This window comes from Microbulbifer mixtoriginis (SeqCode) (assembly GCF_052466765.1).
The window spans coordinates 567784-579658 of sequence record NZ_CP174289.1 but is presented as its reverse complement, the minus strand read 5'-3'; the positions used below and the strand labels follow the sequence as shown (position 1 = coordinate 579658).

The 11875-nt window shown below is 48.2% G+C and carries 7 protein-coding genes; 5 read left to right on the top strand and 2 right to left on the bottom strand.

The features are described from left to right. The first annotated feature begins 273 nt into the window (after positions 1-273). The 3 genes from ACJJIV_RS02395 to ACJJIV_RS02385 all read left to right on the top strand — a co-directional run bounded on the left by ACJJIV_RS02395 (position 274) and on the right by ACJJIV_RS02385 (position 5016). On the top strand, positions 274-1428 hold the full coding sequence (locus ACJJIV_RS02395) for an acyl-CoA dehydrogenase family protein (RefSeq protein ID WP_444890628.1): 1155 nt from the start codon (positions 274-276) through the stop codon (positions 1426-1428). Positions 1429-1708: 280 nt separating this feature from the next. Beyond that, the gene (locus ACJJIV_RS02390; protein WP_444890627.1) at positions 1709-3721 is read left to right on the top strand and encodes an alkyl/aryl-sulfatase; all 2013 of its coding nucleotides are present in this window, start codon (positions 1709-1711) and stop codon (positions 3719-3721) included. 71 nt (positions 3722-3792) lie between these two features. Continuing rightward, positions 3793-5016 (top strand): phytanoyl-CoA dioxygenase family protein, encoded by a 1224-nt coding sequence (locus tag ACJJIV_RS02385; RefSeq protein WP_444890626.1) that lies wholly within the window; start codon positions 3793-3795, stop codon positions 5014-5016. A 102-nt stretch (positions 5017-5118) separates the two neighbouring features. Here the strand turns inward: ACJJIV_RS02385 and ACJJIV_RS02380 are convergent, their stop codons facing one another. Then, positions 5119-6648, bottom strand: coding sequence for a flavin-containing monooxygenase (locus ACJJIV_RS02380; protein WP_444891686.1), 1530 nt, complete (start codon positions 6646-6648; stop codon positions 5119-5121). Between the two features lie 111 nt (positions 6649-6759). On the opposite strand from ACJJIV_RS02380, the gene ACJJIV_RS02375 reads away from it, so the two are divergent. Then, positions 6760-7776, top strand: a complete 1017-nt coding sequence (locus ACJJIV_RS02375; RefSeq protein WP_444890625.1) for an AraC family transcriptional regulator — start codon at positions 6760-6762, stop codon at positions 7774-7776. Here the strand turns inward: ACJJIV_RS02375 and ACJJIV_RS02370 are convergent. Beyond that, positions 7770-9341, bottom strand: coding sequence for a DUF1254 domain-containing protein (locus ACJJIV_RS02370; protein WP_444890624.1), 1572 nt, complete (start codon positions 9339-9341; stop codon positions 7770-7772). The two genes, ACJJIV_RS02375 and ACJJIV_RS02370, sit on opposite strands and share 7 nt — an antisense overlap. 974 nt (positions 9342-10315) lie before the next feature. On the opposite strand from ACJJIV_RS02370, the gene ACJJIV_RS02365 reads away from it, so the two are divergent. Next, positions 10316-11788: a class I adenylate-forming enzyme family protein gene (locus ACJJIV_RS02365; protein WP_444890623.1), complete on the top strand. Its 1473-nt coding sequence runs from the start codon at positions 10316-10318 to the stop codon at positions 11786-11788. Positions 11789-11875: the final 87 nt, after the last annotated feature.

Here is an 11875-nt window from a genome sequence, read left to right as displayed (position 1 = left end):
AACGCTCACCACTTGGCAGATAATAAACAAACAAGGTTGCCGAGACGGTGGGGGAGAGAGCACTCTTAGGTATCTTTCCGGGATAAGCTCGAACAGGGCTACACACCTAAACACTTCCCAGCACCGCAAACCTTTCTATTGATTGCAGATTTCCCAGGGGAAAATGGCGAATTGGCAACCAATGTCTGCCAGGATTTTATTATCCTCAACATTATGAGTGAGCGGTGCCCTGTGCCGCCCATCCAACCGCGATAACGATAAAGTAGGTACTGTATGGATTTTTCACTGAGCGAAGAGCAGCAGATGATTCAGGATGCGGCGCGTCAGTTTGCCGAGAGCGAACTGAAGCCCATCGCCGCAGAGCTCGATAAAACCGGTAACCGCGAGTTGATGCTGGCCAAGCTGAAAGCCTTGGCTGAACTGGGTTTTATGGGGATCAATATCGATCCCAACTACGGTGGCACCGGTGCCGGCACCATAGCTTTCAGCCTGGCGATTACCGAGCTCGCCCGCGGCTGCAGTTCCACGGCTACGACCACTTCCGTTACCAATATGGTGGCCGAGGTCATCCAGGCCGTCGGCAATGAAGAGCAGCGACAAAAGTATTTACCCAAGATTTGCAGCGGTGAATATGCCGCGGGTTCTTTTTGCCTGACAGAACCGGGGTCAGGTTCCGATGCCGCAGCCATGCGCACCCGCGCCGTGAAAGACGGTGACGAATATGTGCTCAGTGGCAGCAAACTGTTTATCAGCAGTGCTGAGTTCGCTGGCATTTTTGTAGTTTGGGCAGTAACCGATCCCGAGGCGGCCAAAGGCAAAGGCATTAGTTGCTTTCTGGTGGAGGCTGGCACACCGGGTCTGATTATCGGTAAGGCCGAGGAAAAGATGGGGCAGAAGGCGTCTGTTACCAATGAAGTCTCCTTCGACAATTGCAGAATTCCCACCGCCAATCTGTTGGGTGCAGAGAACCGCGGTTTCCGCATTGCCGCCGGCGAGTTGGCCGGTGGGCGCATTGGTATCGGCTCACTAGCGCTGGGCATCGGTCTTGAGGCATTGGACTGCGCTCGCAGTTACATGCACGAGCGCGAGCAATTCGGCAAGAAGTTGGCGCAATTCCAGGGTTTGCAGTGGCAACTGGCTGATAAATATACCGAGTTGGAAGGCGCCCGTTTGCTGTTGTTACAAGCCGCCTGGCAAAAAGATGCCGGTCAGGCATTCGGCCCTGCGGCCTCTATGGGCAAGCTGTTTGCCAGTGAAAAAGCCAATGAAGCCTGCTACCTGGCCCTACAAATTCACGGTGGGGTGGGTTATACCCGCGAGTATCCGCTGGAGCGTATGAGCCGCGATGTACGCATTACCACTATTTACGAGGGAACCAGCGAAATACAACGCCTGATTATCGCCCGGCATCTACTCGATGTGCGTTGATGGATTTATGTAGCCAGTGACTTGTGGCCCTGGGGAGGTCGACTATTTCCGACTTGCCCAGTGCCCCCGGAGCCGCACCTTATAGTGTCCCAGCCAGGACACCCTAGCTGGCCCCGCCTTTCTTCGCGGGGTCAGTTCCAAACGATTGCCTTCTACCTGCCTATAATCCCTCATGTCCTCTATAGGAGAGTTTTTTCTCCGCTTTGGTCTCTATCATTATTTTTTGTTTATCGACAGGTCCGCTGTAGGGTTTGGCGCGGCTTAAGATCGGGTGAGAAAAATGAAAAAACACCAAAATAGTTTCACTAAAAATACTACTCTCATCTTATTTTTGTTGTTTTCCATCCCTTACTCACTGCTGGCACATGAACCAAAGCCTGCCAGCGTGATTACAAAAAAAGCAAATCAGGCAGTGCTGAAAGAGCTGCCCTTTGCCAATCGAGAGGATTTTGCCGATGTAAAAAGGGGATTTATTGCCCCGCTTTTGAATGACGGTATTATCAACAATGAAAAAGGCAATCAAGTATGGAATCTGCAGGCCTTCCAATTCGCCAATGACCAGCAAGCCCCAGCCACTGCTAATCCAAGCCTCTGGCGCCAGCTCCAGTTAATTTCCCAGGGCGGTCTCTATGAAGTGATTCCGCGTATTTATCAGGTACGCAGTGCAGATCTTTCCAATATCACTTTTATTGAAGGGGATACTGGGGTCATTGTTATGGATCCCTTAATCTCTACGGAAACCGCAAAAGCCGGCTTGGATTTATATCGTGAGCACCGGGGAAATAAACCGATAGTGGCAGTGATTTATACCCACAGCCATGTCGATCATTACGGCGGTGTACGTGGGGTAGTTAATGAGGAGGAGGTAAAATCTGGCAAGGTGAAAGTGATCGCACCCAAAGATTTTTTAATTGAGGCGGTCAGTGAAAATGTGTTTGCCGGTAATCATATGGCGCGCCGTGCCAGTTTTATGTATGGCAACCTTATACCCAAAGGCCCAATGGGTACTCTGGGGTCGGGCTTGGGGCTGGAAACGTCCACAGGTACGGTCACTCTGATTGAGCCTACCGATACGATCAGTAAAACTGGTGAAACAAGAAAAATTGATGGCCTCACGTTTGAGTTTTTGATGGCACCGGGCTCCGAGGCCCCAGCAGAAATGCACTTTTATATTCCCGAATTAAAGGCGCTTACTGCTGCGGAGAATGCCACTCACACACTGCACAACCTTTACACCCTGCGCGGCGCCAAGGTGCGCAATGCCCGAGCCTGGTCTCGCTATCTCAATGAGACACTTCAGCGTTGGGGGGGGCAGGCGGAGGTGCTCTTTGCTCCACACCACTGGCCCACCTGGGGGCCGGAGAAGGTCGTCAACCATTTGAAAAAGCAGCGCGACCTGTATAAGTACCTCAATGACCAGACCCTGCGACTGGCCAATCACGGCTATAACATGGTCCAGACTGCCGAGTTAATGCAGCTACCCCCAGAGCTTTCCCAATACTGGGCCAATCGTGGATATTATGGCAGTGTCAATCACGATACCCGAGCGGTCTGGAATTATTACCTTGGGTTCTTCGATGGAAATCCAGCGCGGCTCTATCCAATGCCACCCACGGCTGCGGGAAAAAAATACGTTCAATATATGGGGGGTGCGGCCAATCTCATAAAGCAAGCCATGAAAGATTATGAGGCTGGAGAATACCGTTGGGTGGCGGAGGTGCTGGACAAGCTGGTTTCCGCTGAACCCAACAACCGTGCTGCCCGTGACCTGTTGGCGAATGCGCTGGAACAGATGGGTTACCAACAAGAGAATGGTACCTGGAGGAACTTTTTTTTAAGTGGCGCCAGGGAGTTGCGTGATGGCATAGAGCGATTGCCAGTGCCATTAACTGCCAGTGCCGATACCATTCGCAGTATGCCTACTGTGCTTATTTTTGATTATTTGGGAATTCGATTAAATGGACCCAAGGCCACCGGGAAGCAGATTGCTATTAATATTAGTTTGCCGGACATACAGGAAGCTTACTCTCTTGTGCTTGAGAATGCTGTGCTCAACTACGGCCCCCCAATAGAAAAGCCCCAAAGCTTCGTTACTATTAATCGCAATGATCTCAACGATATTATCCTGGGGGCATCCTCTATACAGGAAAAACTGAATGAAGGTGCGGTGAAAATTGATGGGGATGTGGGGCAATTAAAGGTATTGCTTTCCCTTATGGATAGGTTTGATTTTTGGTGGAATCTGGTTACTCCAGAACCTATGAATATAAATACTCCAGCGGAACACCCTTAACCATTTTTCTCTGGCTGATATTAGAAATTATGGGGTTTCATTTTCGTTGGTAACTATAAGTCGGAATGCTTATGAAAAAGGGCACTTTGGCGGAAATGCTTAAAGGATTTGGCTCTATAGAGGAGGTTGCTGGTGGGTTTGAAATAACAAGTCTGCAATCCCTGCGGGTATGGGCGATGGTGGCACTGGTAATGCTTCATAAAGTATTTGTTCTGCCATGGCAAGGGAAAAAGAAAAAACGATTGCTTGATGATCTGGATTCACTTAAAAACCTGACTGTAACTATTTCTCGAGATAAGCTGGATAGGCCAAAGGAGGGGGGCTGCTTTCTTAATGAAAAAGATTTAGACTTTTTTGAGAAGAATGGTTATCTGCCTCCGTTTCAGGTTATTTCTAAAAGTGAGGCAGAGCAACTTAGGGGTGAGCTACTGGACGAGTTTTCATGTGATTTTCATGGGAAAAATTACATGAGCGAAAAAGTTAAAGACATTGCTGAAAGGCACGATCAGTGGTCGATAGAGGTGGCCGGGCTTTATCAGGCATTGAGAATAAAGTCACTAAGAGCACTATTTCGCAGGCCGCAAATAACCGAGCGCCTAGCTAGCTTGTTGGGTGGTGAAGTTATGTGTTGGCGGAGCCAAATGTTTCATAAGTTCCCTGGTGCAAGGGGGACGATATGGCATCAAAATGCTACTTTCCGAGAGACAGGGAAGTATGCCAAGTTACAGCCAAGCCAGAAGATGGACCCAGCTGTTATTCAGTTGAACGCCTGGGTGGCGCTTACAGACTGCACGGAGAAAAATGGTTGTTTGCGTATATTGCCGGGGTCAATGGGCGACGCTCGGATGGATTATCTCTATGGTTATGTTCAGGACAATCAAATCTTTTACTTGTCATTGTTGCCATTTTCTATTTCTCATTTATATGCGTTGCTCAAGATAGCGCTCTATGGAACTATTTTTGTTAAGAGTACACTACTTTTTCGTACAGCAGTTGAGCTGTTAGGTGAGGACTACTTTGATAAGTTTAAAGTTGTTGACCTCCATATGAAGGCTGGTGAATGCCTGATTTTTTCCTCCTTGAATATGCACGCTTCATATCCAAACACCAGTAATGATGATTCACGGTTTTCTGTTGTGGCTCGATGTACACCAAATCATGTTAGGGTGGCTCCATCAGGAGTTGATGTGTATTCAACGGCAGAAGGGTTAGTTGAATACAAGCTTCCAGACGTACCCAATTTTCAAGTATATGGGACAGATAGTTATGGCTACAATAAAGTAATGGACGACTAAGTTTTCATTCTTGAATTTTGTATAAACCTTCGTTTATTAGCTTAGCTAAGCACCTTGCTACTCCACATAAAACTGGGGCATCGCTTAACGATCCTCTCTTGTTTAATGGGTGGCCATATCTTCTGTTATGCTAGTGTTAGCTGTTTCTTTTTCTAAGTTTGCGGAAGCCTTTTTTGATTGAAAGGTAAGATAAGCATCCTTAATAGGCTCCTGTAGTAAAATTTTGCAATCTTGTTCGTAATTATTCAGTAGGCGCCACGGATATTTATTGCCCTGGCGGGGAAGGGCATGATTTCCTCTTCTGACATAACCGGAACTCAGGCTGCTCATCACAGAATTGATTTCAGCACAGGCCTCGTTATCTTCCGCCAAACAAATCTCATACTGATGTTCATCCATATAATTGATTAAACGGCAGATGTAGCGGGCAGAGATATCTGCTTTTAGGGTCCAGGGGGCATTAGTATATCCAAACACCCAAGACATATTGGGGACACCTTCCAAGAGCACAGCTTTGTAAGTGAGCTTCTCACTGATGGGTACTTTCTTGCCATCAATACTCAGCTGCATGCCTCCGAGCACTTGGATATTTAATCCGGTGGCTGTGATAATGATATCCGCATCGATCTGTTGCCCTGATTTCAACTCGATACCCTGTTTGTCAATGGCTTTTATCTCCCCGGTTTCTACTGAGGCTTTGCCTGATTTTATTGCTGCAAAGAAATCATCATCGGGCACTGCGCAAATACGTTGATCCCAGGGGCTGTAGCTCGGTGTGAAGTGACGCATATCAAAGTCGTTGGGTAGGCTTTTGCGAACACCCCGCAGGAACAGTTTGCGCATAAAATGTGGCCAGCGTTTAGAAGCCTTAAAGAGCCAGCGTTGTATTTTTAAATTTCGCCAGCGCGCAAAATTAAACACCCAGGATTTTGGTAGAAACTTTAGTAACAGTGCCGAGAGTTTATCGAACGCGGGTACGGAAATAACATAACTAGGGGATCGCTGTAACATGGTGACATGCTTGGCTTGATCAGCCAGGGCGGGTACCAGGGTAATAGCGGTGGCACCACTGCCAATCACAACAATTTTTTTGTTTTGGTAATCCAGTTCTTCCGGCCAGTGCTGGGGGTGGATGTAGTCACCCTGAAACTGTTCGGCACCAGGAATTTTTGGGAGATATCCCTGGGAGTGATCGTAATACCCGGTACATGAGATTAAAAACTTACAGCTGTAGTAACAGGGCTTGCCGCTCTGAGTATTGCTTCCCTGCAGAACCCATAGTTCTTTTTGGCTATCCCAGTTGGCGCTGTGGAGGTCGACATTAAAGTGAATATCTCTACTAACTGCATACTCGTTTGCAGTATCAATGAGATATTGGCGGATAGAGGGTCCATCAGCCAGTACCTTCAGTCCCGGCCATGGGCGGAAGTCGAAGCCAAAGGTGAACATATCTGAATCCGAACGAATACCTGGGTAGCGGAATAAATCCCAGGTGCCTCCAATTTGAGAGCGACGCTCTAGGATGGCAATTTTCTTGGAGGGGCATTCGCGGCGCAGGTGGCAGGCGGCTCCGATACCGGAAAGCCCGGCTCCAATAATTAGCACATCAAAGTGAAGTGGTTGCAAAATCATCATCCTTTTTGTGTCTTTAGACGCAATAGACTGCGTAGATGTGAAGCTTTTTTATTGCTACATTGCGACAAAAAATTATCTTGAGGCGTCAGCTGGCGCCCTGGAGGAGCAATGGGTAGTTTGATACGAGCCAGTGTGCTTACGGGGTATAGCGAACTGGCATCGGAGCTTGGAGGAGATGCCCGCACATTTCTTACGGAATTCAGCATTCCTGAGGATATTGTCATATCGGATAGCCGCTTGCTGTCACACTTGGATGTAGCGCGCTTGCTGGAGCTAACCGCCGAGCGGTTACAGTGCGCTGACTTTGCCCTTCGTCTGGCAGTAAGACAGGGGGTCGATCGATTGGGGGGGCTTGCGGTGATAGCCTGCAACTCCACTTCGGCCAGAGAGGCGATTCTGGCGGTGGCTAGGTTTATGTCATTGCACAGCCCCGCTATTCACTTGCGGATTGAATCGGTCCCTGGTGGTACTTTAGAGCGCCTGGTATTCGATCAACTCGATCCGGCTTTATCGTGCTTTCACCAGATCCATGAGCAAACCTTGGGGAATGCGCTGGTGATGTTGCAAATGCTGATGGGCGCGAATGTGGCACCGCAGCGAGTCCTGTTGCCACATGCCGCTCTGACCGATCCCGCCGATTACTTTGAATACTTTTCCTGCCCGGTGGAATTCCTTTCCGGTTACTGCGCCATGGAGTACCCGGCAGAGCAGCTGGATACTCCGCTCGCTTGTGCAGATCCGGTTACCAAACGGTTGGCCATCAATTATTTAGAGCAGCAGTCGGTTTCTTCTGATGCCTCTCTGAGTACACAGGTTAGGGACTTGATGCGGCAATTGCTGCCTATTGGCCAGTATCAGGTGGGGGTGGTCGCGGCCCACTTAAGCCTGCACCCACGTACTCTGCAGAGACGTCTGGCAGGTGAGGGTTTGCGCTTTGATGCCTTGTTGGACCTGGTGCGCAGGGAGATGGCTGCGGAGTACTTGGCAAATACCGGGCTGGCTCTGGGGCAGATTACCGGGCTGCTGGGATATGCTGAGCAGAGCACTTTTCAGCGCGCTTGTCGGCGGTGGTTTTCGGATACGCCGCGTAACTACCGTCGCCGGCTGGCCCCTGCCGATCAATAGTCTGTGGGCTCAACCTCTCCTGGGCGCCAGGTCTTCTCCAGCCAGGGCCCTAGGGGGCCATAGAGTCGCAATATCACAAAAAAACCCTTGCCCGGTACTGTCTCCAGCCAGTTGTGTTCGAAGCCCTTGGGGGCTTGGGGACCAAAGTAGATATCGTAAGAGCCGTCGGAATTTTGTTTGATCCCTTTGCTCTGACTGCTTACCGAGGGGAATTTCTGGCTTGTCTTGAGCTGTGAGCGGGTCTGGCTGTCGTAGATATTAACGGCCCAGAAAGCGTTGACAGGCACCTCCGGCGGTAAGTGCAGTTTGTACTTCTTGGCACCATCGAAGGGCTCCTTATTTTCATCGACAAAGGCGATGGCGTAATCAGAGCCCTTGCCGGGCTCAAGGGCAATCATTGCCGGACTTACTCCAGTGTAGGGGTAGAAATAGCTGACCCGTGCATCGCTATTGATGGTTTTGCCATCGGGGCCATTAAAGAAAATATTCTTGCCGGGAAATGCCATTACCCAGGCGCTGTCGGTGCCGGGGTAGATCTTGATATCGGCAAGGGATTTGTCGGTGCGGGGATACCAGACGATAGAGCGGGCGATGCCATTGCCGATGGCAACGGCATCGGTAAGGATCTTGGTCATGCGTTCATCGGGGCTAAACGCTTTGCCTTTTTCGATACCAATAGAGGCAAACAGGCCGCGGGTTTCTGGGTTCAGCATGCCAATCCATTCGTACTGAATGACTTCATTGAGGTGTTTATAAAATTTGTAGTTGTTGGGATGAATGGTATTGAAGGCCTTGCCCGAAGCGCTAATGAACACCATCGGCGGGGGGGTTCCCTTTCTGGAGAGGGGGTAAATCCTGAGGTGGTCTTTGACACTTTGGGCGGCGGCTTCCAATGGCTGTTCCCCTGGTGAGCGCATAAATACCCATACTCGAAAAGAGCGAGGGTAGACGGGAAAATACCCAAAGGGCAGATTGCCTTTGTAGTCTGGCGGAAGAACCAGATATTTACCGCCGCGCCCTTTATCTGGCCCGGAGCGACCAATGTCCTCCACATAGCGGAACCAGGCATCATTAAATGCTCCCGAAACCCCTGGTGGTGAATGCAGCACAGTGGGGCCATCGCGCTTGAGATCCAGAAAGGCGAGGGTGTAAATCGTCGATGTGTTTCCGGTTAGAAATAGAGATTCAGAATTCATCAGCCGATCAAAGATTAAAACCTCATTGGCGGCTTTAGCTCCCAGCTCACGAGCGCCTTTCATTAATCCGTGCACCGAGGCCCCTTGAATGCCTTTTAAGAAGCTATCTACTGCACGCATATGATCCAGGTAGTCGTAGAGTTTCTCTGCCGTATCGGGATAAGGGGCGCCATCGCGAAACTTGAGCAGCCCAATGCTGCTTTCTACTTTATCTGGTGTACTGATGGATTCTACAGACTCCCTACTCACATCAGCGCTTAGGTTAGGATGCAATAGCGCAATGAGGATTAATGGAGTGAGAAAAATCATCCGCGAGGTTATGTTGGATTTTTGCGGCTGGTGGGTGAGCGGCAATGGCCAACTGTTCAATCTCAATTCCTCTTTGATTTTCTATGACAGCTCATAAGACTGATGCAGTAAAAACTCGGGCTGCAAATCACATAAATCATCTTTATCGTTTACAACTTCTGTAGCGAGATGCATTGACCGGAATGCGATTCAAAAAACTATCGACGCAAGCACATCCTGGGAAATATTTAGTGACTGACGGTTCAGGTTTTTGCGGCGGCTGGAAGCCAATAAATCGACTTCTGCTTTGCCTATATTGTTTCCAGTGAAACTATTTGTGCCGCATGAAATTAAAAGCCAAGTGAATCCCGCAAGACTCTTCATGATCAAAACCAAGCGTTGGTCTGATTATATTAGCCGCTACTTCTAAAAGCCTTTTTTGGCTTAATTTTCCACCAATTCTTGTTAAGGGTTTGGCCATTAGCCTGATGGAAGTGTCGCCAATAACTCCTCAAAGAGCGCACTGGAATGGCTGTGTTGGTTCTGAGTTCGTGGTGCTTGATGCATTTAATGCCGAGAAGCACAGTAAATAATTTTTTTGTTAGATGTTTAATGTAACAAAAGGTCAACAACTTAAAGATATAATGTCAATTTCAAAAGATTAGGTTGGCCATGTGACTATTGAGAGTGGTGAGATACTTTAGAGATAAACCTCATTAATAATGGAAATAATTTGCACATTAATAACGGATTTGCGGAGTTCAAGGTGTCACTAAAAAATAGTTTCCCCTTGCTGCTCACCAATAAAATTATTTTTCTGCTGAATGTCCTGTTCAATAATAATCAAAAGTCAACATAAAAAAAATTTAGGAAATTATGACTTTCCTGAACTGCATGAGCCGGAATGAAAACTTCATCACAGGATTTCAAGATAATGCTTGTCATTATGGAGAGCTCACTTTATAAAATGATCGTGCCATCTAGGTAGCTCCAGTTTCTTTTTTGGGGGGAAGTCGGGAGCTATAGAATAATTTTTAAAAAAAATATTTGGACTAATGATGTTCTCGCTTGCCGACCTGTTCGATAGGGTTATTAGTGGCTTCTGGAGTGGAAGCCTTGAAAATCTGACTGGGGAAAACTTATCAAATCAATGCTGTGAGAGGGCTCTGTCTCTTTTGCAGTTGGCCGATACTCCGTTGGTCCATGGAGACAGGCTGGTAATCAGAGCGCAAAACGATATTCCTACAGTGGCAACAATGTTGGCGGCCTGGCACCTCGGTTTGGTGGTGGTTCCCGTCAAGGGTGATGCCTCACAATCCGCAGTGAGTGCAATAGCAAGCGACTGCAATGCCAAGGCCATTGTGGAAGGTGAAAAAGTTATTTCGCTGGCTACTTATCGATCGCAGCAGCGATTATTTGAACTCAGCACACCTGTCAGGGTGACAGGTGTTGACCTGGCCCTCATTATCTACACCTCGGGAAGTACCGGTAAGCCAAAGGGCATAATGCTCACCCACCAGAATGTGCTTACTTCTCTGGATTCACTCTCGCAGTATCTTCGCTTGGCTGAGACGGATCGCATACTCTGCCTTTCACCATTGTCATTTGATTACGGTTTATACCAGGTGTTGTTTGCCCTCAAAACGGGGTGCTCAACAATTCTTTACGATAAAACGTTCAACCCTCTTCATGCTTTGAAAGTAATATCTGATCAGAAAATTTCAGTGTTACCCATTGTTCCGGCGATGGGGGCTGCCTTGGCGAAACTTTTGACACTGGTAAAACCTGATCTTTCTGTACTTCGCGCTTTAACCAATACTGGTGGGCACCTACCTGAGTATGTCATTCGCACTTGGAAAGAATATTGTCCGGCGCTCGATGTTTTCTCAATGTATGGTCTCACTGAGTGTAAAAGGGCCCTTTACCTGGAACCGGAGCTTTGGGAGCAGAAGATGGGGTCTGTGGGTAAGCCTATTCCCGGCCTAGATGCTCGAATTTTTCTAATGGATGCCGGTACCAACGCCTATAGAGAGGCCGAGGTCAATGAAATTGGTGAGCTTTTCGTGCGTGGCTCCGGAGTTATGCAGGCATATTACGATCCCTGTGCTCAAGGGGGGGCACAAATCTTTAATGGTCTGTACCGGGATGATAACTGGCTTGCTACTGGCGATTTATTTAGTCGGGACCAGGAGGGTTTCTATTACTTCAGGGGGCGCTCCAAGGATCTGATCAAGCAAGCAGGTTTTTGCCTTTTCCCCAAAGATTTGGAAGCCGTAATTGATACATGCCCGTTGGTACACCTCAGTGTAGTGCTCGGTTCTTTAGATAAGTTTCAAAATGAGGTTGCGGTTTGTGTAGTTGAACTGCAGGAAAACACGCCCGAAAATCAACAGCAGCTCAAAGTGTGGTTGAAAGAGAATCTGGATGCTGATTACACTCCGAGGGAAGTGCGATTTGTTGAATCAATCGACCTGACAGCAAACGGCAAAATTGATAAGAAAAAACTTGAACAAGAGCTTCAAGCATGAGTTTTCTCAGTTGGAAATACTGAGACTATTTGGTCGGCGGGCAGCGTACTAGCTTAATAATAAATAATATTTTAGACCGGTAAGTCG

Coding starts and splice junctions, on each gene's coding strand:
- ACJJIV_RS02395 (WP_444890628.1), top strand. CDS start 274: ATGGATTTTTCACTGAGCGAAGAGCAGCAGATGATTCAGGATGCGGCG.
- ACJJIV_RS02390 (WP_444890627.1), top strand. CDS start 1,709: ATGAAAAAACACCAAAATAGTTTCACTAAAAATACTACTCTCATCTTA.
- ACJJIV_RS02385 (WP_444890626.1), top strand. CDS start 3,793: ATGAAAAAGGGCACTTTGGCGGAAATGCTTAAAGGATTTGGCTCTATA.
- ACJJIV_RS02380 (WP_444891686.1), bottom strand. CDS start 6,648: ATGATTTTGCAACCACTTCACTTTGATGTGCTAATTATTGGAGCCGGG.
- ACJJIV_RS02375 (WP_444890625.1), top strand. CDS start 6,760: ATGGGTAGTTTGATACGAGCCAGTGTGCTTACGGGGTATAGCGAACTG.
- ACJJIV_RS02365 (WP_444890623.1), top strand. CDS start 10,316: ATGATGTTCTCGCTTGCCGACCTGTTCGATAGGGTTATTAGTGGCTTC.